Here is a 20,424-nt window from a genome sequence, read left to right as displayed (position 1 = left end):
CGATATATTATTAAATTGTAGGTCATACTTTTTCATTCTCCGCATCCTTGATTAATAGAAATAATTCCATAGCCTTGCGATAAAAATTATCGTTGTAGTTTTCCAACCCATTCCACACGCTTAACTCTGGATATTTAGCACAACTAACATCCCATGCTATTCCATCATGAGTTATAGATATGAAATTATCTTTAATAATTGTCATTGCGTTGGCTGGACTGTTGCAAGGGTCAAAGTAGGCTATGGGAAGAAAATCTCCGCCATCCATTGTTGCTAAATACACTTCTTGCTTTTCTTCTGAAGCAATGTAGTATCCATTCAAAACATGACTAGCAACTTTTTTATTAATCTCGAAGTCAGATAGTTCGGTATATTTATTCATTCTATTTTCTCCATCTTATCCCAACCTAATAAATCAGCGGCGGCATTAAAGTTATCAACGTAATCGTTGTAATCTCTATTCCAACGTGTGCCCACTGTGTCGTAATAGCCTTTATACCCCTGCATGTATTCTAATATTTTAGATTGATATTCGGATGCTAACTCCTCTAGCAAATCCCTTGGAACTTGAATTAGTTCACTTTCCACGAATCACCTCCCCACAAACTACCTCAACATCCCGCACCTGCATTATCTGCATAGCACGGCTCTCGCATTCTTGCTGTGTGTACAATGTATCGGTTACAGGCGTAACATATCCCTGCCAAATTAATAACAGTACAAATAGCTTCATTATTATTTAATCCAATCGATATAGTGGGATATTTATTTTTTCAGTTCTTTCTTCATTAAGATGTGTATATCCATATTCTCTGATATTATCAAAACTGCTTTCCATTATATAACCAACAGGCTCTACATCTTTTAGATTATTAATCCTGTCATTCATTTTAAGTACATTGCAACTATCGTCATTTGGAATGCTTTCTACTCCGTGTAATACAAAGTTGTTTAATATATTCTGCAATAAAGAATATTCTTCATCGTTTAAAGAAAGTATTCTCATTTTTTATTCTCACTCTCTGTCTATTTAACAATTCAGTTGCTTCTGTGATAGCTCTGTTATACCCAAAAGCATAACTATTATTTTGTGATGGGTTAGGTTCTTTAGCTGGCAATTCAACCTCCAAACTCTCTCGTGATGCTTGCCATACATCAAATAGATTTATCGTTGATGATTTATTCTTACTGCGCCACTCTTCAAACTGCTGCCTTGATTTATCCATTACTCCACCTTTTTAATGTGATTCATTACAAATTTAGTTACTTTTCGTATTTGTCGTTTTGTGGGCTTTACTGCAAACTTCTTTTCAGATAAAAGCTCACAACCATCAGAAGAAACTTTAACAATGCAAAGTGAGAAGTGACTTTCTTTAATAGTTGGTCTTTCTGCTGACATATAATAAATCGGCTTCTCAATCATATTCATCCCTCTTATTGCATCTATTTAATCGCTAGGATTAAAACGTTTCATGGCAAATACCTATTTACCTTCTACACTTAATCCGAAAGAGCAGTTACAAGCTGTGCAACTTTCGCCGACCTCCCTGTGTCGGCATTTTTTTATTCATTGCATCCCTGCGAGTTAAATTAATCTTCCGTTAAGTCAATAACATCATCAATAACACTTTGCTTTACTGCGTAATAGCCATCTTCGCCATTGAGTGTGATTTCTTCCGTGTTTTTGTAAATGCTGATAATCGCCTGTTTCAACTTCGCATTTTCTTCTTGTAACTGTTCAATAGTCATATCTATCTCCTGTTTGCATCCTTGCAAATATTCCATGAGTTATTTAAATTGACGCTCTATTTCTTCGGCTGCTTTATTTTCGTAATAATCAAAGGTAACGCTTTCTATTAAATCGTCCTGCTCTTGCTTGGATAGTTTGTCAAAGTCTTCTTCTGAAATAGCTACTGTTAAAATAACTTCTTCGTTTGTATTTGAATCTCGTATTGTTAGATTCATGGTTATATCCTTTGGTTACTGTAATAAACAGAGCTGACACCAGCCCTCGGCAATGTCCAGTTGGTCACGCTCGTATTCATCTATTTTCTGATTTATTGTTTTTCTTCTGCACATTCCCTTTGTCGTTGAATCGGGTCGGAGTTCGTGCTGGATATAATTATTTTCCATCGCGATGATGCGTCCGAAATCTTCTGGATATCTATCACGTAACATAACTAGTTCAGAGCCAGTGAGGTGAGGACAGCAAATGCATGAAGATTTACCGGGGTAATACAGGCCGACTTCCTCAACCGCTGATGATTCTTTCTCTCCGATATTCCAGTCAACCAGCGGGAACACCTGCACCCATTTATGTTCAGGCTTCCATCGTTCGGCACGTTGTGGCTCATCGGCGTTAATGCCAATGATACGCAGAATGCTTCCGGTGTGAGAATCCAGAGGAGCGCCTTTTTTATCAGCTCCCCATGCTTTTAAACACTCAGGATGATTGTTGAAATACTTGTCAGCGGTCTCAACTTTAAATCGCAGTGAGCATGATTTGCTGCCAAATGCGGCGGGAGGTAGCGTGTTTTTTTTCTCAGCAGCCTCTATGACGCTTAGCGGGTTTCCATCTTTATCCCACTTACGCAGAACGACTACTTTTGACCACTTTTTCTCATTACACCAACTTCTTAGCCAGCCAATGAAGTGATAGGTGTGCTCGAACTCCGAGCCAGTATCACAAAATACAATCTCGTCAGGCTCATAGCCGCGTTTGTACATCTCAGCAATAAGCATTGCTGTATCATCGCCCATTCCAGCCATTACGACACGGAATGAGGTAGCGAACCATGCCTTTTCAAAGGATGGCCTCTTATCAAACAAAACCATTTTGTCACCTTAGCGTTGGTTAAATCACATAAATAGCGTGGCGTGGGTAGGGGAGTCCGATAGGGGCAAAGGGGATGTCATCATCAAAATCAATGGGCGGCTCATTATTTTGTGGTGCTGGCGCTTGTGAGCGTGCAGGTGCAGCACCGCCACCACTGAATTGTTGTGCAGCTTGCGGCTGTTGAGGTTGACCCCAACCGCTTTGACCACCTTGGCTTTGGCCTGATGATTCGCCACCACGACCACCTAACATTTGCATTTTCCCATCAATGCCAACGATAACTTCCGTAATGTATTTATCTTGCCCGTCATTACCTTGATACTTACGAGTGCGCATTTTTCCTTCAATGTATACCTGGCTGCCTTTTTTCAGGTATTGGCCTGCCACCTCTGCCAGCTTTCCTTGTATGACAATGTTGTGCCAATCAGTGCGCTCTCGTTTCTCGCCTGTGTTTTTATCTTTCCACGTTTCGCTTGTAGCAACCGAAAAATTAGCAAATGCGGTTCCGTTTGGTGAATACCTCACGATCGGATCATCGCCTAAACTTCCTAGAATGATGGATTTATTGACGCCTCTTTCAGCCATTTACGTCGCCTCTTGTTTAGTTAGCTCTTCTTTTCTTAGCTCATATATCTTCTGAGCTTCCGCTTGTTCCGGTGTATCCCTGAGCGCTTTATATGCCTCACCAAACGCATTTTTAAGTACATCCATGTCTTGTGCTTCCATTGCAATATCAGTGAAGTGTGATAAATCCACCTCAGCTTTGGTGCGCCCATCATTAAGCCAATCCATTAGCTTTTTGCCCGTTGATTCATTTAACTGGGTGACTTCGGCGTTGCTGAATAATCCTGTTCTATCCTTGCTTGCCATTGCTGTGTGCGTTTCATGATTCAAGTCTAGAACAGTAGTAAATTCATACTCAACACCGTCTCGTTGCTCTGATTTCATACCTAGCTTGTCTACGCCTTTCTTACCGTTACCTTTATCAACTTGAGCAGTTTCCGTTTTACTTCTCATTGTTGCGATAATGTGCAGGTCAGATCGTAGAATTGCGTCGAGAAATGCATTGTGACGTGGTGTGATTTCACTCCATGCTGACCACGTATTACCTCGATACTTCGCTTTTGCTAGCTCGTCCAGCAATTCAAGACAGCCTCCTGAACCGCTCCATTCGTGAGTAATGCTGTCGATTATTAAATTGTCGTAACCAGCTTCCTGCGCAGCTCCGATAGCTTCAATAAATCGTTCTGGCTTGAATGGTGGATCTAACTCAAGTACGTCGAAATCAAATCGGTCAGAGTAGAGTGAGGCACTTCCTTTCTCCGTGTCTATTACTGCTGTTTTTCCGCCAAGTCCTTTGGCTATTTCCAGTGCTCCATAGGTTTTCCCTGAACCACTAGGACCCGTTAATGCAAGCCTTAGCTTTGCCTTTTTTCGCAATGCTTTTACAAATTTCATAATTACCTCCGAAATTAGTCTCCCATATTTCTACCTTCACCATACCCATACCCACCTGAGCTAATTCCTTTAGCTAAATATTTTGCGTATTGAAGTTGTTTTTCAGTGATCCGTTGCTGTTCTATGTGAGGTGGCAGAGGAGGGTAGTACTTGGCCATAGTTAAATTTGACAGCCAAACTTTTTTTGCTTCACGTTGCTCTCCTGAGCTGTTAATACCTTGTGGCATTCCTTGCCTAGATAATCCCATATCTTTTATTGCAAATTGAAGCGCAGCATCAAAGCTTTTATGTGATGGAAAGCACCTAACTAGATACTCACCCATAATCACCCCGCATCCATCGTGTAGGTGTTGATTGCTGCTGAACACCCAAGCTTTCCATGCGATAGTATTCAGCTTCTTCCTCGCATTCCCTGCGTCGCTTCTCGGCATCCTGCCTTTGCTTGAGTTCATACTCTGAAATTCTCATGCTGCCACCTTACCTTTGCTCCTGATGTAATCGACAATCCATTGCCCATCACCAGCCGCGATTGCTTCATCAATAAACCCAGCAAGCTGCCCATTTTCCTTAATGTTTTCGTAGCGTTCTTTTTCCGTGAACTGTAGTTTGCTTATAATTGTTCCGTAATCACCGTCTATGCGCTTGATGTCATTTCCGTTGACACAAGTAATAATTGTTCCTGATGAGGAGTGGTCGCATCCAAAAGTTGACAATAAAAGCTGTATGCATTTATTCACTTAGACCTCCCATAGCTTGCTTTGAGAAATTCCATTGCTAACCACCAAACATCATCACAACGTTGGCTTATAGCAATTCGCGCCTGTGCCTGAGCCAGACGTAGAAAATGTTTATCGATTTGCATGATTTATCTCGTCAGTAGAGGTAATAGGATTGCAGTCATAATGATTAATGCTGCGTAGTAATAGTTATCGCCCATGTGATGCCTCACATAGTTATTTAGGTTCTGGTGTTGGTGCAGTAGGTATTACTTAATCCGTGTAGGCTATAAATTTAAATTTTCCATTACCAAAGTGCTCGAACCTACCGCCAAACGTGCCAATGACTTCTTTCCTAACTTCTTCTTTATCCATTCCTTCTGGATAAACACCTTCTTTAATCATTGAGCAGCCTGAGTGTGGCTTGCTGTAGTAATCCAATTTTGTCGGGTCTAATTTTCTAGGCTCCCATGAGCGATAAGCTCCAGTAGCTTTGTCTGTACTGACAACATAGTCATTAATGATTTCATCTTCTGATTCTTCCCATCCGCACTCATCGCAATATCCGCTAGGTGCTGTACATGCACTGCAAGGAGCGCTTAAATGGCAAGAACAATTATTCACTGGATGTCGTTCTATGGTTCCTTGGCACCCATTACGCAAACAGGTGTCTCCTTCGCAATATCCGAAGTTACTCATAATTAATTCCTTATGTGCGTATTCCTCACTATTAATAGCGATATGAAATGTGTTGCGGTGGGTTACTGCTGACCGAGGGCTTTTGCGATAACAGCGTCAGTGATATCTAAATTGTCGCCACTGTCCTGTTTGTAGCTTGCAACTATGTTTCGTAGTCGAATGAGCTCACTTAATAACTCTGGTGCTGCTGCAATTAGATGGGCGTTTGCTTCTTGTACAGATTCACTTTCAGGCCAATCAGTAGACCAGATTTCAACCCAGTCGTTATTTTCACAACCATGAACCGTAGCAATATGTCCGCTATGGCAATTATTTCTATCCGTTAACCACGGCGCAGGCGTTCCTTTAAATTCCATATCACCCCCTAGCCTTTAATATTGCATATGCTTCATTAAAAACATCTTTATCTACCCACAAAACCAAAGCTTCTTCATCTAAATCAGCATCAGTAACAAAAGAGACTGTCGTGTTATCAGTGCTTTCTTTTATAGAAACTATAGACTTTGATAAAAGCTGTAACGATATATTTTCACTTCCGATTTCATTAATTAAGTCAGATATAGAAATCATTTATTACTCCTAGCCTTTAACATTGCATCTGCCATGCGATATGCATCCCTTGCTACCCATTTAGCCGCTTCATCATTGACGTTATCAAGCTGAGCAGGATTGGCTAAAATCCCCTGCATAGCTTCAGCCGCTAAATAATCTCTAAAAGAGATATCAGCCAACATCAATTCTTTAACTACTGTTTTATCTGTCATACTCCCTCCGTTATTAACTAGAGATACTCAAGCTCCCAAGTAGGGTGATAAATATCTGAATAATCATCGCCATCCATTTTTATTTTTAGGCTAGCCGCATGAACTCCAACTATTGTTCCTTCTTTTGAGCCATCACCGTATGTATACCGAACACGGTCGCCTTTTTTGATGTTTAAGCCGTAAGTCTCATTTATGTAATCGAACATATCTCTATCTCCTATCTATTAATCAACTCACCACAGCCCACAGAATGGACTGTAATTAGTTAACTGTGCCCGTTTATTTATCCACTTAGGGCGTCAGTGGTTTCTCTAGTCCCCACCAAAGAAATTGGTTACAATGTGTTCACCCCACCAATGAAAAAGGAAAACAACATGCACGTTCTATCTGAGAGGCAAGAAATGATTATTCAAGCATTAAATAACAGAGAATTCTTAATGAAACCAATAACTCAGGATAAATTTAACGAGTTACTGGAAGAATTCGGAGAAGACCAACTAGCAAGAGAGTTGGACTATTTGCAAAAAAGAGGGTTAGTACAAGACGGTGCTGTGAGAATCGGCGTTGTCGATGATGAACCCTATTCTTTTAATATTCACAAAATGGGGTTAACCGCTGATGGTGTTGACTGCGCTAATGCCGATACTCTTGGTAACAAATTAAACGTTGTTAACATAAAAATTCACGAAAGCACCATTAACAATTTAGAAGCAATGATCAGAGCCGTTAACCTACCTGATGAAGATAAAAAAACGCTTCTCGATATGGTAAGGGAAAAGGGCGCTGAAGCTGTTGTTAGCAGAATGGTTGATTATGCATTTGCTAATGCGAGCATTGCTACCAAGTTATTCCTTGAAGCTACCAAAACAAAACTTGGATTTCATGACTAAGCCCATCCTTGGGCTCTATCTCGCCGTCACCCCGAACTCACTGCTCGGCTGTTTTGTTTTAACGCCTGAAAATATTGCTACATTAGGTAAGCAACAGTTATCAGGTGTGTTAATTTAGGGAATAAAAAACCCCGCAGTTGCGAGGTTTATCTTTTCTTCCCTAGTGAGGGTAATCCGCCTTGCATTGGTGGCGAACCGTTGTGTTTATTTATGCTTTTTAGCAGGTAATGCTTGTTCTTTACTGGCTTTTCGCTACCTAGAACCTTACGCTTGGCGTCTCTAATTTTAACCAACTCATTATCACTTGCATTCGCGTGGTACTTATCAATGTGATATTTAGGATTCATTGGGTTGAAAAGCCTTTTGCATACAGGGCATTCAATTCTCATTGGAGTTTCCACTATATTAAGCTCTCGCAGTTACTTCTCCAGATTCCAACAGCGTACCAGATTTTCTATATTTAACTGAGTAAATGCTAGTATTTGGTAAGCAGGTATTATCTACTGAGTCATAAACTTTAGTGCTGCGAATTGAAATTGCTTTTTCAACTCGGCTAATTGGTTTGCGTGTTAGTGATAAGGTAGGGCGTTTTGTTTCTTCTACTTGTTCGCCATGGATTGCAGCTTTTAAGCTTTTAGTTAGCTCGTAAGATTCATGCAATGCCTTTCTGCGTTCCATTCTGCGTAATCTGGCGTTGTTGTAGCCGTGAAAGTTACACATAGTTCTCCCCTTACAGTTTGCTTTGGTGATTGGCTGTGATGCAACTATCCACAATTCTCGCTATCCTCATAGCGACAGAGCTAGCCAATCCCAAAACATACTGTCTTTGGTTTGCGCTTTTTCAGCGCTATCTGTTAAAGAGCGAACATCCTGTTTATCTATGGCTCCTTGCCTTTGATGGATAGTATATTCACAAATTGTGATTTTGATGTCAACCACAAAATGTGTTTATTTGCTTGTAATTGAATTAACGTGATGATTTGAAATGGAAAATTTTTTATTTATAGACACGATTTGTGTCAGAGATCACACTATCGGGGAATTGCGGACACAAAAAAGCCCTCGCGGGGAGGGCTGGAGTGAATATATACAGATTATTTTATCCTAGTTTCAATTTTGCAAAATCAACTATTGAATCTTTATCGCGAAAGTCAAAGTGAGTTATTTTGTGCTTATCAAGTGTAAACTTGATTTCATCTATGGCTTTAGCCTCATGAGTTTTTAATTTTTTACTATGTTCAATAGTAAGTAATACATTACTAAATTTTAATATATTTTCACTGGCAGCTCTTCTAATTCTGGCTACCCATTTGTCACAGTGCTCAAGCATTTTGCTGGGATCATTTTGAGCAAACAATAACGGCTTGATTGCGCATAAAATATCACCATCAGCAGAGGCAACTAATGGCATGTTGAACCTGGTTAGTTCTCCACCAAGTTCAAGCTTTTTAAAGGAATTTTTAAGCTCCTCATGGCGCTGAAATCTGCATCTTAATTCACTAGCTAAAACTTCCTCGCGCTTTTCTTTTGTATGCCCTGACTGCTTGACGAACTGAGCGAACAGTCTTTCTAATTCTGTATTTATACTTTTTGCCATCAGAACTCGACTAGGGCTATAGCGAAAAACAGACTCTCTAGGCTCTGTAATATTAAAGAAGAAATCGCGTATTTTTTCGGGCGTGCTTAAGCTAGCAACTATTTTTGATGCGGTCATAAGCTCATCTTCAATTACAGGCTTAACAACATTAAAGATAGAATCATCTTTAAAAAAGTGTCTGATTCGGGCGTCATTATGTCTGGTAATGCTAAAAGCTAACTCACCTGTTTTTGGTGAACAAATAACCACCCCTACATTCGCGAACTCTTCAGTTTCTGCGTAAGGTGTATATCTTATTATGCTGTAAAGCAGGGGGATATTCATGTTATTGAACTCCTAAAAAGAGTGTTTTTTCCTCTAGCTAATATGTCTATAATGTTTTGTATAACATGATCTTTATCTGGTAATTCATCTATCCATTCACTGGGTAGTGACAACAAAAATTCATTGCAATTATCATTGAGAGTTTTGATGATATCCTCAATCCAAATAACATCAATCATATCGTATGACCACGTTCTATGCCTAGGTGAATATACGTGGTATTCGAACTGCTCAAGAGTACATGATGCATCAAATGCTAGGTTGTGGTCTATTAAATAGTAGTTTTGTTTTTTAACATCATAAATAATATTTACATTTCCATCTATTTCAGATAGAGACCGATCTGAGTTGTTAGTAACTCGATCGAATAAATATATCATTTTCTGTTTAAACAAATCTATGGCTTTATGTGCATCAGTGAATGATATAGGTGTTGAATCAGGTATAAATAAAGATGCAAATGCATATCCAGAACTAAGCTTACCTTTGATATCCGGAGGGAGATAATCAATCAGTTCCTCAGAAATGTACACAACGGCAAACTCTGGTATTGGTAAGCCAATACACCTAGCTAAGCTTGAGGCTACCAGTTCGTGTATTAACTGCTTCCTTGGTACTGAGGCTGTGGTTTTAATGACATAAAGGGCATTGTCATCACACTTACATAATACTGGTTCTGTTGAACCAGCTTCCATTATTCTGATAACCTCAGTAACTTCTAATTGACGGTCATTGCTCATAATAAAGAATATCTCTGGTATATTGTCAACCACACCCTAAAACGTGTCGTCATCCAAAGAAGCAGCCACGGGCATCATCTTCAACGAGCCTAATGGCGTCAGAAAAACTGCCTAGCATTATCTCATCGTAGTTGTGCCAGTTGCTGTCTTTATCCATCCAAAACAGAGACCAAGAGCTGTTAGATTTGTCATGTGTAATTTTTGCTATCGGCTCTTGGGCTTGCCCGTCACTCCAAGTAAGGCGTCTTACTTCAAATATGACAACGGAGTCATCTTCAATGCTATAGCTTAAATCCAGCTCATCCCTTAGGTGTTCAGCAGGTCGGCGCTTTTCCATGAAAAACTCCATACACCGCTTAATGTTAGCTATCTCAATGTCGTTAAATGCCATGCATTCTCCTAAAACGTGTCGTCAGGCCGTCCAAAAATCATCTCGTAGAGTTGGAATATGGCATCATCATCAAAATCAAACCATACCAGCATTGCAATCACGGATAGTGCTGCGGTTATTTCTACCTTGTGCTGCTTGATACAACCCCATAATTTTTTCATATGAACGTGTCGTCAGGCCATTGTGACTTGATTACCTTGCCTATGATTGTGCAGTTGCCATTAATCGGTATCATCTCGAATCGTGGATTTAATGGCTCAAGATAACACTGACCAGACTCACGAATTAATCGTTTAAACGTAAATTCATCACCATGCAGCCTAGCTATGCAGAAATCACCTATATCTACAGGTTCTTCTGGGTCTACAAGTATTAGCATCCCTTCTGGGAAACTAGGACGCCCACCTTGAGGTGCGGTCATTGAATGCCCCTCAACTTCAAGCCAGAATGCGTCATCACTTGCTTTTCTAGCTGTTGGTATCCATGCAATCGCATCTTTTTCGGTGTAAGTGTTGCTATTACCTGTAAATGCGCCAGCCTGTACCTTCGTGAATAGAGGGTACTCATAGTTACTAACAACCTGATCGCTTCTATCACCAAACATCAATTCCGCAGGTGAAACACCTAAAGCCTCGCTGATAACTAAAGCATCATCAGCACTTATCTTTCTTTCCCCAAGTTCATAATTTCCAATTCTAGAAGCCGCGGAATATCCGCACAGCTTTGCAAGTTGCGCTTGGCTTAATCCTCTAGATTCACGAATAGACTTCAGTCTTTCGCCGATAATTTCATTTATTTTTTTCATGCTTATCTTTTAACACAAAACGTGATGTAAGTATTTAAACGATTCGTGATTGACAGTTAATCACATATTGTGTGTAATAGGGGTTGTAGACATGGAGGATACACACAATGAATAACATCGCAGAACAGCGAAAAAAATTAGGAATTTCTCAGGCTGTTTTGGCCTCATCAATCGGATGGGGTCAATCTCGTATTGCAAACTACGAGCTAGGTATTAGAACGCCTAGCCTTAATGATTGTCGAGTAATCGTTGAGGCATTACAGAAACTTGGTGCGAAATGCTCACTAGATGACATTTTCCCACCAAAAGCAGCATAAGCACCAAATCGCTCTTTAACATCTCAGCGCTGAAAAAGCGCACATCAATACACACTCACAGGATCGTGATCAACGGACTAACTACGTCAAAAGGAATTTAACAAATGGAAAATGCAAAAAATATCAAAGTAGAGTGCTCATCAAACGAATTGATGACGTTTTACATTCAACAAATGTATTCAGTCGGTAATAACGGACTCGCTAAGGCGCTAGGAATACACCCATCAAAATCCAGTCGAGATAAAGCCAGAATATTCGATTTAGCTTGCCAGTTGGTGAGTAAGTTCGGATTACCCCCTGACTCTGTAAATATCAGTGATAAACCAACAAAGGTTGTGATTGAAGGTGATTATGCAGAAAGGGTTATTCAGGCTCTTGAAGGGAAGGGAAAGGTTAAAAGAAAAGCCCCAACCACGGCGAATGATGAGGCTCAAATAAACTTAGATATTTAACTATCAAAACAACTGTATCAACAACCAGTAATGGTGACAAGGGGAATTTAGGTTTCTCTTGTCTGATACAGCTTTGGAATAAGAGAATTATACCATGAAAAATAAACGAAATCATGACTTTAATTATCATGCTGTGCATAAAAACATCATGCGAGATAGGGAGCTCAGGAAAGTTACCCCACTAGGGATAAAGCGACTTAGAGAAGCTTTTGAAGATGCAAAACTAAGGAATGCTCACAGGAAAGAACTATTGGGAGGGGAACCGCATGAGTAACGTTGCATATGCAGATTTTGGTAATCAACGACGGCAAGAGAGGCCTAACGTGGCAGATCTTGATAATGGCTATACAAAATTAGCTAACGAACTTTACGAAGAATTAATTGGCGCAAACCTAACAAAGAATCAGGCAAAAGTTGCTCATGCTATTTGCAGGAAAACTTATGGGTTTAATAAGAAAACAGACCGCATATCAGACAGTCAGTTGGCAGAGTTAACTAGACTACCAAGGCAGAAAGTTAACAAGGCAAAAAATGAGCTTATCGCTATGAAAGTTATAGTGAAAGTTGGTATGGCGATAGGGCCTAATAAAAACCTAACTGAGTGGGATATTCCTGATTGTCACCAAAACGGTGTCATTGTCACCAAAACAGTGACAAAAAGTGTCACCAAAAGCGTGACAGCGCTGTCACCAAAACAGGGACACACAAAAGAAACTATTACAAAAGAAAAGAAAGACAATACTACCCATACCCTTCAGGGGGGCGAGGCGGATAATTTAATTTTTCGTGATGAGCTCATTAAACTCCTGCAGGGTAAATTCAATTGCTCGACAGCCAAAGAGCTTCACAACGCTGTGGAAGCAGAGATTTTAAAATCAGGGTGCCTGTGTCAGCGGGAATACACGGTTGCCGATCGCGGTGATGGACGTAAGGGCAAGGTTGACCTGTATGTCACCAATGCTCATGGCGCGAGTTGTGGTATTGAGCTAGACCAGAAATCCCCTAGAGAAAAATCTATTTTCAAACTTCAGCAGCTCCCTGCTGGCATTGTGATGCTCAGGGAAACCTCCATCAACGAGGTTTACGAGGTTGGCGGCATTTCGGTTGTTAACGCGAACGAGGGGGAGATTGATAAAAAACCTGCTGGGTACTACCAAGAATACCTTGATGCGTACAACGAGGAAGTGGGCGACCGCTTGCCACACGCAAGAGTTGTTAACTCGGAGCGTAAGCGTAATTTCAAAAAACTGATTGAAAAGCTCGCCACACCTAACGTAGATGGCTGGCGGGCCTATGTTCGCGCCTTTGTGAGAATGGCCAAGCCGTTTTACTTTGGCGACAATGACTCGGGATGGGTAGCCGATATTGATCACCTGCTGAAAGAAAAAACACTGACAGCAGTCAAGGAAGGAAAGCCAAGTTTAACAGGAGTTTATCAATGATTAATCAGCAAATCGAAGCAAGTGTGATTGGTGGCTTGCTGAAAGAAGGATTAACACTTAATGCATCAGATGTGCTCGCCACTTTAAAACCCGAAGCATTCGGATCTCACTTTTACAGAGAAACTTACAAAGTCATTCAGAAACAAGCCAAAACTCGCGGCATGATTGATTTAATGATGGTTGCCGAGGCAATGGGTGACAAGCATTTCGCAGATATCATGCAAGCCGCTAAAGACTGCCCAAGCGCAGCAAACTTGAAAGGCTATGCTAAGATGGTGACTGATAATCACAATAGACGCGAAATGATTAAACTGATGGATCAATATCGGCACGTTATCGAGTCTGGCACGATTGACGCCGCCTCCCGGGCAATGGATCAGTTTGTTAAAAAAGCCAGCGAACTACGGGCCGCTAACGATGAAATTAAACCAGTTCACACCAAGGACCTGATAGCAGATTTTACGGAAGTGTTAGAACAACGGCTAACTAATGGCGATGAGTCAGACACGTTGAAAACTGGCATTCCTGAACTTGATGAAATTACTGGCGGTATCAACGCTGTGGATCTCGTTATCGTCGCGGCCCGTCCCGCAATGGGGAAAACCGAGTTTGCATTGCGAGTAACCGAGGGCGTAGCTTCACAAGTCGATAAAAAAACAGGGCACAAGAAAGGCGTTCTGATTTTCTCAATGGAAATGAGTTCACGTCAAATCATGGAGCGTCAAATTGCTGGGGCATCGGGCCTATCAGTTTCATCACTGAGAAACCCTGCAAAAATGGATGATGAAGGATGGGCAAGAGTTTCCGATGGTATCGGTCGTGTCCAAGATTTGGATGTGTGGATTGTCGATGCAAGTAAACTCGATGTGGACCAAATCAGGGCCATAGCAAAACGCCACAAGCAGCAATATCCATCATTGGCATTAATTCTAGTCGATTACTTGGGCTTGATAGAAAAACCAAAAGCAGAGCGTAACGACCTTGCAATTGGTTATATCTCATCAAATCTCAAGGGGATGGCTAAAGAATTACTAACCCCAGTTATCTCACTTAGCCAGCTTTCACGAGATGTTGAGAAGCGACCAAACAAACGGCCCGTTAATGGTGACTTGCGCGACTCGGGAAGCATTGAGCAGGATGCTGACTCCATCATCATGCTCTATCGTGATGCTGTGTATAATGAAAATTCCTCCGCAGCACCTTACGCAGAAATAATAGTTACTAAAAATAGGTTTGGAAAAACAGGAACGGTATATCAGCGATTCAAAAATGGTCACTTTATGGATGTTGACCAGATGGAAGCTGCTAATGCTTGCCTGCAAAGTTCGAAACCTCAACAAAGACGATTTCAAGGAGCAGATGTATGAGTTTAGAAAAGCTAAATTCTGATAATTATATAGATAAACTAAATGCCTTAAATGCCACTTTAAAAGTTGATAAAACACACTTTGTTTTTAAGCATGGTGATACAGACCTAGACGAATACGAGATCCTAATTTCCTCCTGCGATACCGCTGAAAAACTAGTGACATGGATTTTCCATTTAACAGAAAAAAGCTGGATGAACATTGAGCTATTGCGCCATTTCATTCGAGTTGCTAGCAAGCAATCAAACATAAATATTAATTAGCGTGGTCCTGCGGAGGAACACACCAAATCATAAGGACTTCTAGATGAACATAGACAAGCGAGTTATGTGTTACCGATGTCTACACATCTACAATTTACTAGATGCAAAATTAATCAAAAATAAGCGACTTACTCACACCAAAGACAAGTGTTGCCCTAAGTGTGAATGCAAAGTTTATTTTTCAGAATGAGGATTTTTAGGATGAACAATATCGACTTCAAACTTGTATTTGAATTACTCGACAAAATGGAAGAGTGCGCTAATCGAATTAAAGAGCTAAATCAGTCAATTAAGCGAGGTGTTGAGTGATGAAAGGAACAACGTTAACGGAGTTAATCCCACCAATGCCAGAGGGTGAATGATGAACATCACCAAATTACCCATCGATAAAAAATTCCAAGCTAATGGTGAGTTATCTAAACGCATGCTGGAATTAATCCACGAATATGACGGTGAAATAAGCTTAGCTGAAGCAATAGGGGTTATTGAGATTGTTAAGTTAACGCTAATTGGGGAACAGGAGAGCCAACAGTGAGCGATAAGCTACCAGATGAAATTTTAAAAACGCTAGCCACTGAGCCAATGTTTATCGAAGTGGTAGAACGCTGTTTAGATGAAAGCGAGTTAGTTAGTAATTTTAGCCGTATCTATGGCGTTGATTTGCCAAGAAAGCCAACCTCACCACTAATTGCAATGGTCGACGAAGCGACAGGATTTAGAGAGCATCAATTTAATGAGTTCTTTACAGCTTTTATCCCGTTTGTTTATCGGTATGTTTGGTTGCCACTTTACAGCAAAGGAAAACTAGGAGGCTAACTTGGAGAAAGCCACAAAGTTTCTTCTAAGAAATAAACGAATACGTGAAAACCTAATAGCCACAATAAATGCTCTACCCCTCAACGAAGAATTCCCCCTAGAAGTAAAAATCTCAGAATCCAGCCGAACACTACCGCAGAACGACATGTTCCATGCGCTATGTGGTGATGTGTCAAAGCAAATGACACTCAACAATGAGCCACTGAAATTATGGCAGTGGAAGAATGTCTTTGTGTCTGGCCACTGGATGGTTACTACAGGAGCGAAAGAGTCACCGTTAATTAGGGGAATTGAAGGTGAGCTATTAAACATACGAGAGAGTACGTCTCAAATGGGCAAGAAGCGCATGAGTAGCTTAATTGAATACTCGACAGCTTGGGCGGTAGAAAACGGCGTGAAGCTGCGTACAACTCGTTATGAATATAACTACTACGGTCACAGGGAATAACTCAAGGAGCAGCAAGAGAGATGACAGAACCCCACATACACAGACTTCTCACTTACGAAGAAGCAGAAAGGCTTTGTGAGCATTATCGAAGGCAAGGCTATTCCCCAGTCAAAATGCTCAATATTAACCCGAAATATTTCGACGTATCAGTCAATCTACCAACCCAAAAATGGCTCAAGCCAACACCGCGAACAATGATTAATAGGATGTGGAGATGAAAAACGAAGCAGAAGCGTTTATGAACGCATTAACAACGTTAAAGCTATGTTGGGCTATCCATAAGTCTAATGAAGCCGTCAGGAAGTGTGCAGGGCTATTAAAGTGCAAATTCAAGGAGCACTTAGCGTATAAGTCAATGCTAACAATTGAAAGCAGCAGTAATCCGATGCTTGTTATTACACTTGCGGAGTGGGAGTTGAAGCGATGATTAGAACCCGACACGTCATTCTATTCTTTTCGATTGTTACTTTGGTTATAGGTCTTGTGGAGGTGTAGATGCAAAAACCGAGAAAATCGGTGCGGCGAAAATGTAAAATATGCAAAGTAATATTTCACCCGTCGTACGATAATATTTGGTGGTGTTGTCCGGAACATGGAGCTGAATTAGCAATCAAGCGACGAAGTAAGGAGAGAGAAAAACTAGAAGCTAAACTCAAGAAAGAGCAGAAACAAAAAGAAGTAAAAGCCCGCGATAAACTCAAAGCCCGCAAGTTAGCAGTAAAACCCCTCTCATATTTCACCAAACAAGCACAGACCGCATTCAACGCATTTATCAGAGAAAGAGACAAGGATGAGCCTTGCATCTCGTGTGGGCGTTTTCACGCAGGTCAGTATCACGCAGGACACTATCGAACAACCGGCGCTAATCCAGAACTTAGGTTCGATGAAGATAACTGCCATAAACAATGCGCCCCATGCAATAACCATCTATCGGGAAATATCGAAAATTACACGCCTCGACTAATAGAAAAAATCGGTCAGGAACGTTTCGATCGTCTGATGGGTTCTCATGAGTTGCCAAAGTGGAAGCGCGAGGATTATGAGCGGATACGTGATCACTATCGGAAGAAGTTAAAGGAGCTGAAAGATGCAGGCTGAGATAACAACCATTCCAGAATTACTCATCAAAGCCAGAGGAAATCAAACCAAGGTAGCTGGCTGGATAAGCGCATCGCGAAATACAGTAAGGAAGTACGCATTCGACGTAAAGGCAGAAAAGCACATCATTGTAAATGGGCAGCTTATGGTTATACATCGCGGTGGAATCGGCGGAGCGATAAAAGGAAAGAGTAAAGTATTGGCGGGGGTGATATGAAGGGGCTTAAATCTGATGCTTATAGATACGTAGCTAATTTGCCTAGAAAATCTTATTTAGGTAAAGCAAGGAGGTTAACCCCGTCACAAGATAGATGGGTAAGGGCAATTATATCTATGTGGGCTGGGGAAATGAAAGATGATAGTTATCTTGGGTTGTCTTGGGGATCTGGAAGCATCTGGCGATTTGTTACTGGATGGTCAGGAGAAAATATAGAACGCTTCACTAAGGTGTTTGAACAACTAAAGAAGGAAGGCTATACAGGACAGGAACTTGAAGAAAAAGCCAGAGCAATATTATTTCCTAAACAATCACTCAGCAACATGTTTCAGCGCGCCAACGATGTAGATGAAGCTGATTTTGTAGAGAAGGCAATATTGAAAGCGTTCGACAAGTCCAATCCTGTTTATGTTGTCGCTACCGATTACTATCTTGGCAGAAATACGATGCAAACACTCGCAAATTACATCCAAAAACAAGTAGCGCCTTGGCTTACCACTAAACAATGTATTGATCGTGTTCGATGGTGCATTACATTATTTAATGCGAAGTTATACATGGTGCTACAAGATGAAATAGCGAGAGAGCGCTCACAACTTGGAGTTGAATATAAAAATATTTCAAAAATCACTTGAAAATAAGTTATGAATATGTATATTTAGTGTATGCTCGCTCGTAAAAGCAAAGAGCAGACATATAGATTAAAGAGGGTAAGAGATTACCTGCTGATTACGGGCTGAAAAGTTCCGATTCTAGAGCCTCACTTCGGTGGGGTTTTAGTTTATAAACATTGAAAATAATGCATATTTTCATTATTGTACTTGTGTGTTAAGTAAGTACGGTCGTGGGGTCCTGACATCTCCGATCTGAGCGTTATCCCCGGCAAGGGATTATGCTTAATTAATAGAGCCTCACTTCGGTGGGGCTTTTTGCATTGCAAGGGTTTATATGCTTGATGAATTCGAGTGAGCATAAAAAAGCCACCAACTTTTTAGGATGGTGGCAAAAGATTGCAAATCATGTTTATAGCAAAACCAAAAAAAACTCTTGGTTGTCTTTTATTTTAACCAACCAATTTAAAAAAAGAAACAAACTTTATCTGACAGTCTATTTATAACGTTTAATATTGTTCCGATGCCGGAATTCCGGTGTCGCCAATTAAAGCTGTAAGGATTGCTTACAAGTTCACATTTAACAGGTCGCCTAGTGCGGCCTTTTTCGTATACAGCCGCCACAGACTCAGCTTCTAATCTTTACCCTCACTAAAGAGCTGTGCGCGGCTTTCTATTAACTAATCAGGACTACATATATGCAAGAGCCGTTAACAGGCACAGCAACCGCCTCGTTAGCGGGTGTCTCTATTGTAGGTCTCTATTCAGGTATGGACGCAGGCGTTGTAATCGGTGCGTTCGCAGGGGCGGTGATATTTGTATTGTCTGCTCATGATATCCGTCTGTTAAAACGATGGGCGTATTTCACAGTTGCATTTGCGATTGGGATATTAGGCGCTGATTTCATGTCGTCACTACTGAGTGGCATTATCGGAGATAGAGAGGTTGATCGCTCTGTTGGTGCTATGTTCTCATCGGCTGGTTTGGTTGGTGTATTGGTAACAATATCTAAACCCGGTGCTCTCACAGACAGTATCAACAACGTTATTAACAACCTGATAGATAAATTCAGAGGAGGTGGAAGATGACCATCTCAATGTTTTGGATTTACGTCAATTTTTTCTCATGCTTATTCGCTGTTATTCGCCTTGTTAACTATGAGCGTAACGGCGCTAAATACAAATTCTTTCCGTCACTTATAGCATGGGTTCTCATTGTTATGCTTGGTTCTATCCCACTACGCATATTAACGAATGACTACGCGCATGCAGATCCATTTGAAGTCGGAATCAATATCACGCTATGCGCGCTAATAATTCTTAGTCGTGGGAATGTGATGCAAATATTTAGAGGGGTTAGTAAAAATGACACTCGGTGAGAAACAACGAAAATTCACCCGCATGATTGCGGACTTAATTATCTTTGCCTACGACAACGGATATGAGCTGACGTTTTCAGAAGCATACCGAACACCAGAGCAAGCGGCATTGAATGCCAAATCGGGTTCAGGCATTAAAAACAGCCTACACACTCAGCGGTTAGCGGTGGACTTCAATCTATTCAAAGATGGTAAATATTTAACCCAGACAACAGACCATAAGTTGCTAGGTGAATACTGGGAGTCTATCGGCGGTACGTGGGGCGGTCGATTCAATGACGGTAATCACTACTCGTTAGAGCACAATGGCGTTAAGTGATATGAACACGCTAACTAAGGTATTAGCTGGACTACTGGCAATATCTGCATTCTGGCTATGGTGGGTAATAGATGATTACGACAAGCTGAGCAAAGATTACAACACAGCAACCAATCAGTTATCTCGCCAGCAAGCCATTACAGAAAACGCCAACCGCACATTCAGGATTATCAATAATGTCTCATCACTTAATAGCGAAGAGCGGAATAGGTCAGCCGTGGATTCTGAAAAAGTTAAAACGGTTATCAAAACTGTTCTTGTCAATAATGATTGCGCCAATACTGCTATTCCTAGTGACGCTCTTATCAGGATGCACGACTATTCAGAAAGAATACGTGCCAGTGGAGCACATAGCGATACCAGCACACCTAACCGCTGATTGTCTATTACCATACATACCAGAACAAATGACATGGGGTGAATCGTTAATGTTAAACATCTCCCTGTTATCGGTTATTGAGCAATGTAACTCAGAC

Annotated in this window: 42 protein-coding genes and 1 pseudogene; 21 read left to right on the top strand and 22 right to left on the bottom strand. The window is 40.9% G+C overall.

Annotated elements, in window-relative coordinates:
* Positions 1 to 22: 22 nt before the first annotated feature.
* From PR833_RS11945 to PR833_RS11865, 17 genes are all read right to left on the bottom strand, one after another.
* Complete coding sequence (locus tag PR833_RS11945; protein WP_272526168.1) at positions 23 to 382, bottom strand: phage protein NinX family protein; 360 nt, start codon at positions 380 to 382, stop codon at positions 23 to 25.
* On the bottom strand, positions 379 to 588 hold the full coding sequence (locus PR833_RS11940; RefSeq protein WP_061064272.1) for a hypothetical protein: 210 nt from the start codon (positions 586 to 588) through the stop codon (positions 379 to 381). Before PR833_RS11940 ends, PR833_RS11945 begins: the two co-directional genes overlap by 4 nt.
* A gap of 151 nt (positions 589 to 739) precedes the next feature.
* On the bottom strand, positions 740 to 1,006 hold the full coding sequence (locus PR833_RS11935) for a hypothetical protein (protein ID WP_206093015.1): 267 nt from the start codon (positions 1,004 to 1,006) through the stop codon (positions 740 to 742).
* Entirely contained in the window at positions 981 to 1,226 is a 246-nt protein-coding gene (locus PR833_RS11930; RefSeq protein ID WP_206093014.1) for a hypothetical protein, read from the bottom strand. Before PR833_RS11930 ends, PR833_RS11935 begins: the two co-directional genes overlap by 26 nt.
* Positions 1,226 to 1,423 carry a DUF7279 family protein gene (locus PR833_RS11925; RefSeq protein WP_206093013.1) on the bottom strand — a complete coding sequence of 66 codons (198 nt, stop codon included), beginning with the start codon at positions 1,421 to 1,423 and terminating at the stop codon, positions 1,226 to 1,228. The genes PR833_RS11930 and PR833_RS11925 overlap by 1 nt, the downstream gene beginning before the upstream one ends.
* A gap of 167 nt (positions 1,424 to 1,590) precedes the next feature.
* The gene (locus PR833_RS11920; RefSeq protein ID WP_163768728.1) at positions 1,591 to 1,749 is read right to left on the bottom strand and encodes a hook protein; all 159 of its coding nucleotides are present in this window, start codon (positions 1,747 to 1,749) and stop codon (positions 1,591 to 1,593) included.
* A gap of 39 nt (positions 1,750 to 1,788) precedes the next feature.
* On the bottom strand, positions 1,789 to 1,965 hold the full coding sequence (locus PR833_RS11915) for a hypothetical protein (protein WP_193450951.1): 177 nt from the start codon (positions 1,963 to 1,965) through the stop codon (positions 1,789 to 1,791).
* Positions 1,966 to 1,980: 15 nt separating this feature from the next.
* On the bottom strand, positions 1,981 to 2,835 hold the full coding sequence (locus tag PR833_RS11910) for a hypothetical protein (protein ID WP_272526167.1): 855 nt from the start codon (positions 2,833 to 2,835) through the stop codon (positions 1,981 to 1,983).
* Positions 2,836 to 2,854: 19 nt separating this feature from the next.
* On the bottom strand, positions 2,855 to 3,421 hold the full coding sequence (gene ssb, locus PR833_RS11905) for a single-stranded DNA-binding protein (protein ID WP_272526166.1): 567 nt from the start codon (positions 3,419 to 3,421) through the stop codon (positions 2,855 to 2,857).
* Entirely contained in the window at positions 3,422 to 4,294 is an 873-nt protein-coding gene (locus PR833_RS11900) for an ATP-binding protein (RefSeq protein ID WP_272526165.1), read from the bottom strand. It lies immediately after the preceding gene.
* Positions 4,295 to 4,308: 14 nt separating this feature from the next.
* Complete coding sequence (locus PR833_RS11895; protein ID WP_272526164.1) at positions 4,309 to 4,725, bottom strand: hypothetical protein; 417 nt, start codon at positions 4,723 to 4,725, stop codon at positions 4,309 to 4,311.
* A gap of 33 nt (positions 4,726 to 4,758) precedes the next feature.
* Positions 4,759 to 5,031, bottom strand: a complete 273-nt coding sequence (locus PR833_RS11890) for a hypothetical protein (protein WP_150376433.1) — start codon at positions 5,029 to 5,031, stop codon at positions 4,759 to 4,761.
* Between the two features lie 252 nt (positions 5,032 to 5,283).
* Positions 5,284 to 5,673, bottom strand: coding sequence for a hypothetical protein (locus PR833_RS11885; RefSeq protein ID WP_272526163.1), 390 nt, complete (start codon positions 5,671 to 5,673; stop codon positions 5,284 to 5,286).
* A gap of 98 nt (positions 5,674 to 5,771) precedes the next feature.
* A complete protein-coding gene (locus PR833_RS11880) occupies positions 5,772 to 6,065 on the bottom strand; it encodes a hypothetical protein (RefSeq protein ID WP_226693981.1) in 294 nt (97 codons plus the stop codon).
* 1 nt (position 6,066) lies between these two features.
* Positions 6,067 to 6,279, bottom strand: coding sequence for a hypothetical protein (locus PR833_RS11875; RefSeq protein WP_163762135.1), 213 nt, complete (start codon positions 6,277 to 6,279; stop codon positions 6,067 to 6,069).
* Positions 6,276 to 6,473 (bottom strand): hypothetical protein, encoded by a 198-nt coding sequence (locus PR833_RS11870; protein WP_272526162.1) that lies wholly within the window; start codon positions 6,471 to 6,473, stop codon positions 6,276 to 6,278. The genes PR833_RS11875 and PR833_RS11870 overlap by 4 nt, the downstream gene beginning before the upstream one ends.
* A gap of 17 nt (positions 6,474 to 6,490) precedes the next feature.
* On the bottom strand, positions 6,491 to 6,679 hold the full coding sequence (locus PR833_RS11865; protein ID WP_272526161.1) for a hypothetical protein: 189 nt from the start codon (positions 6,677 to 6,679) through the stop codon (positions 6,491 to 6,493).
* Between the two features lie 168 nt (positions 6,680 to 6,847).
* On the opposite strand from PR833_RS11865, the gene PR833_RS11860 reads away from it, so the two are divergent.
* Both PR833_RS11860 and PR833_RS11855 read left to right on the top strand, forming a co-directional pair.
* Positions 6,848 to 7,363, top strand: coding sequence for a hypothetical protein (locus PR833_RS11860; RefSeq protein WP_272526160.1), 516 nt, complete (start codon positions 6,848 to 6,850; stop codon positions 7,361 to 7,363).
* Positions 7,356 to 7,481 (top strand): hypothetical protein, encoded by a 126-nt coding sequence (locus tag PR833_RS11855; RefSeq protein WP_272526159.1) that lies wholly within the window; start codon positions 7,356 to 7,358, stop codon positions 7,479 to 7,481. The genes PR833_RS11860 and PR833_RS11855 overlap by 8 nt, the downstream gene beginning before the upstream one ends.
* A 287-nt stretch (positions 7,482 to 7,768) precedes the next feature.
* On the opposite strand, the gene PR833_RS11850 is transcribed toward PR833_RS11855, so the two are convergent.
* The 4 genes from PR833_RS11850 to PR833_RS11835 all read right to left on the bottom strand — a co-directional run bounded on the left by PR833_RS11850 (position 7,769) and on the right by PR833_RS11835 (position 10,361).
* On the bottom strand, positions 7,769 to 8,083 hold the full coding sequence (locus PR833_RS11850) for a transcriptional antitermination N peptide (RefSeq protein WP_225829589.1): 315 nt from the start codon (positions 8,081 to 8,083) through the stop codon (positions 7,769 to 7,771).
* A 379-nt stretch (positions 8,084 to 8,462) separates the two neighbouring features.
* On the bottom strand, positions 8,463 to 9,284 hold the full coding sequence (locus PR833_RS11845) for a DUF3037 domain-containing protein (RefSeq protein ID WP_121874692.1): 822 nt from the start codon (positions 9,282 to 9,284) through the stop codon (positions 8,463 to 8,465).
* Complete coding sequence (locus PR833_RS11840) at positions 9,281 to 10,024, bottom strand: HipA family kinase (protein ID WP_121874691.1); 744 nt, start codon at positions 10,022 to 10,024, stop codon at positions 9,281 to 9,283. The genes PR833_RS11845 and PR833_RS11840 overlap by 4 nt, the downstream gene beginning before the upstream one ends.
* A gap of 49 nt (positions 10,025 to 10,073) precedes the next feature.
* Positions 10,074 to 10,361, bottom strand: a complete 288-nt coding sequence (locus PR833_RS11835; protein ID WP_223854688.1) for a DUF3024 domain-containing protein — start codon at positions 10,359 to 10,361, stop codon at positions 10,074 to 10,076.
* Between PR833_RS11835 and PR833_RS11830 the strand changes: the two genes are divergently transcribed.
* Complete coding sequence (locus PR833_RS11830; RefSeq protein ID WP_191864193.1) at positions 10,360 to 10,554, top strand: hypothetical protein; 195 nt, start codon at positions 10,360 to 10,362, stop codon at positions 10,552 to 10,554. The genes PR833_RS11835 and PR833_RS11830 overlap by 2 nt on opposite strands.
* 18 nt (positions 10,555 to 10,572) lie before the next feature.
* Here the strand turns inward: PR833_RS11830 and PR833_RS11825 are convergent, their stop codons facing one another.
* On the bottom strand, positions 10,573 to 11,220 hold the full coding sequence (locus PR833_RS11825; protein ID WP_036943295.1) for a LexA family protein: 648 nt from the start codon (positions 11,218 to 11,220) through the stop codon (positions 10,573 to 10,575).
* Between the two features lie 107 nt (positions 11,221 to 11,327).
* On the opposite strand from PR833_RS11825, the gene PR833_RS11820 reads away from it, so the two are divergent.
* From PR833_RS11820 to lysC, 18 genes and pseudogenes are all read left to right on the top strand, one after another.
* Positions 11,328 to 11,537, top strand: a complete 210-nt coding sequence (locus PR833_RS11820; protein WP_036943298.1) for a helix-turn-helix transcriptional regulator — start codon at positions 11,328 to 11,330, stop codon at positions 11,535 to 11,537.
* A 104-nt stretch (positions 11,538 to 11,641) separates the two neighbouring features.
* The gene (locus tag PR833_RS11815; RefSeq protein WP_272526158.1) at positions 11,642 to 11,989 is read left to right on the top strand and encodes a hypothetical protein; all 348 of its coding nucleotides are present in this window, start codon (positions 11,642 to 11,644) and stop codon (positions 11,987 to 11,989) included.
* Positions 11,990 to 12,255: 266 nt separating this feature from the next.
* Positions 12,256 to 12,729, top strand: a pseudogene (locus PR833_RS11810) (replication protein); the annotation flags it as partial.
* Positions 12,730 to 13,430: 701 nt separating this feature from the next.
* Entirely contained in the window at positions 13,431 to 14,798 is a 1,368-nt protein-coding gene (locus tag PR833_RS11805) for a replicative DNA helicase (RefSeq protein ID WP_272526177.1), read from the top strand.
* Entirely contained in the window at positions 14,795 to 15,061 is a 267-nt protein-coding gene (locus PR833_RS11800) for a hypothetical protein (protein ID WP_272526157.1), read from the top strand. Before PR833_RS11805 ends, PR833_RS11800 begins: the two co-directional genes overlap by 4 nt.
* Positions 15,062 to 15,104: 43 nt before the next feature.
* Entirely contained in the window at positions 15,105 to 15,251 is a 147-nt protein-coding gene (locus PR833_RS20445; RefSeq protein WP_418312482.1) for a hypothetical protein, read from the top strand.
* A gap of 168 nt (positions 15,252 to 15,419) precedes the next feature.
* On the top strand, positions 15,420 to 15,596 hold the full coding sequence (locus PR833_RS11795; protein ID WP_154635346.1) for a hypothetical protein: 177 nt from the start codon (positions 15,420 to 15,422) through the stop codon (positions 15,594 to 15,596).
* On the top strand, positions 15,593 to 15,877 hold the full coding sequence (locus tag PR833_RS11790; RefSeq protein WP_004916479.1) for a hypothetical protein: 285 nt from the start codon (positions 15,593 to 15,595) through the stop codon (positions 15,875 to 15,877). The genes PR833_RS11795 and PR833_RS11790 overlap by 4 nt, the downstream gene beginning before the upstream one ends.
* 1 nt (position 15,878) lies before the next feature.
* Positions 15,879 to 16,325, top strand: a complete 447-nt coding sequence (locus tag PR833_RS11785; RefSeq protein WP_104873294.1) for a recombination protein NinB — start codon at positions 15,879 to 15,881, stop codon at positions 16,323 to 16,325.
* 214 nt (positions 16,326 to 16,539) lie between these two features.
* The gene (locus tag PR833_RS11780) at positions 16,540 to 16,752 is read left to right on the top strand and encodes a DUF7740 domain-containing protein (RefSeq protein ID WP_272526156.1); all 213 of its coding nucleotides are present in this window, start codon (positions 16,540 to 16,542) and stop codon (positions 16,750 to 16,752) included.
* Between the two features lie 68 nt (positions 16,753 to 16,820).
* Positions 16,821 to 17,423 carry a recombination protein NinG gene (locus PR833_RS11775; RefSeq protein ID WP_004916469.1) on the top strand — a complete coding sequence of 201 codons (603 nt, stop codon included), beginning with the start codon at positions 16,821 to 16,823 and terminating at the stop codon, positions 17,421 to 17,423.
* Positions 17,413 to 17,640 carry a protein ninH gene (locus PR833_RS11770; RefSeq protein WP_272526155.1) on the top strand — a complete coding sequence of 76 codons (228 nt, stop codon included), beginning with the start codon at positions 17,413 to 17,415 and terminating at the stop codon, positions 17,638 to 17,640. Before PR833_RS11775 ends, PR833_RS11770 begins: the two co-directional genes overlap by 11 nt.
* Positions 17,637 to 18,275, top strand: coding sequence for a DUF1133 family protein (locus PR833_RS11765; RefSeq protein WP_154640066.1), 639 nt, complete (start codon positions 17,637 to 17,639; stop codon positions 18,273 to 18,275). The genes PR833_RS11770 and PR833_RS11765 overlap by 4 nt, the downstream gene beginning before the upstream one ends.
* Positions 18,276 to 18,949: 674 nt before the next feature.
* On the top strand, positions 18,950 to 19,339 hold the full coding sequence (locus PR833_RS11760) for a putative holin (RefSeq protein ID WP_014656499.1): 390 nt from the start codon (positions 18,950 to 18,952) through the stop codon (positions 19,337 to 19,339).
* A complete protein-coding gene (locus tag PR833_RS11755; protein WP_004918415.1) occupies positions 19,336 to 19,629 on the top strand; it encodes a phage holin family protein in 294 nt (97 codons plus the stop codon). The genes PR833_RS11760 and PR833_RS11755 overlap by 4 nt, the downstream gene beginning before the upstream one ends.
* A complete protein-coding gene (locus PR833_RS11750; RefSeq protein WP_129765351.1) occupies positions 19,616 to 19,948 on the top strand; it encodes a M15 family metallopeptidase in 333 nt (110 codons plus the stop codon). The genes PR833_RS11755 and PR833_RS11750 overlap by 14 nt, the downstream gene beginning before the upstream one ends.
* A 1-nt stretch (position 19,949) precedes the next feature.
* Complete coding sequence (locus tag PR833_RS11745) at positions 19,950 to 20,327, top strand: hypothetical protein (RefSeq protein ID WP_272526154.1); 378 nt, start codon at positions 19,950 to 19,952, stop codon at positions 20,325 to 20,327.
* Positions 20,242 to 20,424, top strand: a 183-nt coding sequence (lysC, locus tag PR833_RS20440) for an Rz1-like lysis system protein LysC (RefSeq protein ID WP_442959665.1), incomplete at its 3' end; no start/stop codon positions are given. The genes PR833_RS11745 and lysC, both read left to right, overlap by 86 nt.

Origin of the sequence: Providencia sp. PROV189, assembly GCF_028480065.1 — a bacterium.
Lineage (GTDB): Bacteria > Pseudomonadota > Gammaproteobacteria > Enterobacterales > Enterobacteriaceae > Providencia > Providencia stuartii.
The sequence above is the reverse complement of the archived record's forward strand: the minus strand, read 5'-3'. Positions and strand labels throughout refer to the sequence as shown.

Bases quoted from the DNA above. Each gene is read 5' to 3' on its own strand.
- PR833_RS11765 (WP_154640066.1), top strand. From the start codon at position 17,637: ATGAAGGGGCTTAAATCTGATGCTTATAGATACGTAGCTAATTTGCCT.
- PR833_RS11750 (WP_129765351.1), top strand. From the start codon at position 19,616: ATGACACTCGGTGAGAAACAACGAAAATTCACCCGCATGATTGCGGAC.
- PR833_RS11755 (WP_004918415.1), top strand. From the start codon at position 19,336: ATGACCATCTCAATGTTTTGGATTTACGTCAATTTTTTCTCATGCTTA.
- PR833_RS11920 (WP_163768728.1), bottom strand. From the start codon at position 1,749: ATGACTATTGAACAGTTACAAGAAGAAAATGCGAAGTTGAAACAGGCG.
- PR833_RS11895 (WP_272526164.1), bottom strand. From the start codon at position 4,725: ATGCCGAGAAGCGACGCAGGGAATGCGAGGAAGAAGCTGAATACTATC.
- PR833_RS11840 (WP_121874691.1), bottom strand. From the start codon at position 10,024: ATGAGCAATGACCGTCAATTAGAAGTTACTGAGGTTATCAGAATAATG.
- PR833_RS11820 (WP_036943298.1), top strand. From the start codon at position 11,328: ATGAATAACATCGCAGAACAGCGAAAAAAATTAGGAATTTCTCAGGCT.
- PR833_RS11910 (WP_272526167.1), bottom strand. From the start codon at position 2,835: ATGGTTTTGTTTGATAAGAGGCCATCCTTTGAAAAGGCATGGTTCGCT.
- PR833_RS11835 (WP_223854688.1), bottom strand. From the start codon at position 10,361: ATGGAAAAGCGCCGACCTGCTGAACACCTAAGGGATGAGCTGGATTTA.
- PR833_RS11850 (WP_225829589.1), bottom strand. From the start codon at position 8,083: ATGTGTAACTTTCACGGCTACAACAACGCCAGATTACGCAGAATGGAA.
- PR833_RS11825 (WP_036943295.1), bottom strand. From the start codon at position 11,220: ATGAAAAAAATAAATGAAATTATCGGCGAAAGACTGAAGTCTATTCGT.
- PR833_RS11865 (WP_272526161.1), bottom strand. From the start codon at position 6,679: ATGTTCGATTACATAAATGAGACTTACGGCTTAAACATCAAAAAAGGC.
- PR833_RS11800 (WP_272526157.1), top strand. From the start codon at position 14,795: ATGAGTTTAGAAAAGCTAAATTCTGATAATTATATAGATAAACTAAAT.
- PR833_RS11930 (WP_206093014.1), bottom strand. From the start codon at position 1,226: ATGGATAAATCAAGGCAGCAGTTTGAAGAGTGGCGCAGTAAGAATAAA.
- ssb (WP_272526166.1), bottom strand. From the start codon at position 3,421: ATGGCTGAAAGAGGCGTCAATAAATCCATCATTCTAGGAAGTTTAGGC.
- PR833_RS11880 (WP_226693981.1), bottom strand. From the start codon at position 6,065: ATGGAATTTAAAGGAACGCCTGCGCCGTGGTTAACGGATAGAAATAAT.
- PR833_RS11775 (WP_004916469.1), top strand. From the start codon at position 16,821: ATGCAAAAACCGAGAAAATCGGTGCGGCGAAAATGTAAAATATGCAAA.
- PR833_RS11860 (WP_272526160.1), top strand. From the start codon at position 6,848: ATGCACGTTCTATCTGAGAGGCAAGAAATGATTATTCAAGCATTAAAT.
- PR833_RS11830 (WP_191864193.1), top strand. From the start codon at position 10,360: ATGAAAAACTCCATACACCGCTTAATGTTAGCTATCTCAATGTCGTTA.
- PR833_RS11915 (WP_193450951.1), bottom strand. From the start codon at position 1,965: ATGAATCTAACAATACGAGATTCAAATACAAACGAAGAAGTTATTTTA.
- PR833_RS11770 (WP_272526155.1), top strand. From the start codon at position 17,413: ATGCAGGCTGAGATAACAACCATTCCAGAATTACTCATCAAAGCCAGA.
- PR833_RS11845 (WP_121874692.1), bottom strand. From the start codon at position 9,284: ATGAATATCCCCCTGCTTTACAGCATAATAAGATATACACCTTACGCA.
- PR833_RS11760 (WP_014656499.1), top strand. From the start codon at position 18,950: ATGCAAGAGCCGTTAACAGGCACAGCAACCGCCTCGTTAGCGGGTGTC.
- PR833_RS20445 (WP_418312482.1), top strand. From the start codon at position 15,105: ATGAACATAGACAAGCGAGTTATGTGTTACCGATGTCTACACATCTAC.
- PR833_RS11875 (WP_163762135.1), bottom strand. From the start codon at position 6,279: ATGATTTCTATATCTGACTTAATTAATGAAATCGGAAGTGAAAATATA.
- PR833_RS11855 (WP_272526159.1), top strand. From the start codon at position 7,356: ATGACTAAGCCCATCCTTGGGCTCTATCTCGCCGTCACCCCGAACTCA.
- PR833_RS11935 (WP_206093015.1), bottom strand. From the start codon at position 1,006: ATGAGAATACTTTCTTTAAACGATGAAGAATATTCTTTATTGCAGAAT.
- PR833_RS11795 (WP_154635346.1), top strand. From the start codon at position 15,420: ATGATGAACATCACCAAATTACCCATCGATAAAAAATTCCAAGCTAAT.
- PR833_RS11925 (WP_206093013.1), bottom strand. From the start codon at position 1,423: ATGATTGAGAAGCCGATTTATTATATGTCAGCAGAAAGACCAACTATT.
- PR833_RS11870 (WP_272526162.1), bottom strand. From the start codon at position 6,473: ATGACAGATAAAACAGTAGTTAAAGAATTGATGTTGGCTGATATCTCT.
- PR833_RS11815 (WP_272526158.1), top strand. From the start codon at position 11,642: ATGGAAAATGCAAAAAATATCAAAGTAGAGTGCTCATCAAACGAATTG.
- PR833_RS11745 (WP_272526154.1), top strand. From the start codon at position 19,950: ATGAACACGCTAACTAAGGTATTAGCTGGACTACTGGCAATATCTGCA.
- PR833_RS11900 (WP_272526165.1), bottom strand. From the start codon at position 4,294: ATGAAATTTGTAAAAGCATTGCGAAAAAAGGCAAAGCTAAGGCTTGCA.
- PR833_RS11945 (WP_272526168.1), bottom strand. From the start codon at position 382: ATGAATAAATATACCGAACTATCTGACTTCGAGATTAATAAAAAAGTT.
- PR833_RS11780 (WP_272526156.1), top strand. From the start codon at position 16,540: ATGAAAAACGAAGCAGAAGCGTTTATGAACGCATTAACAACGTTAAAG.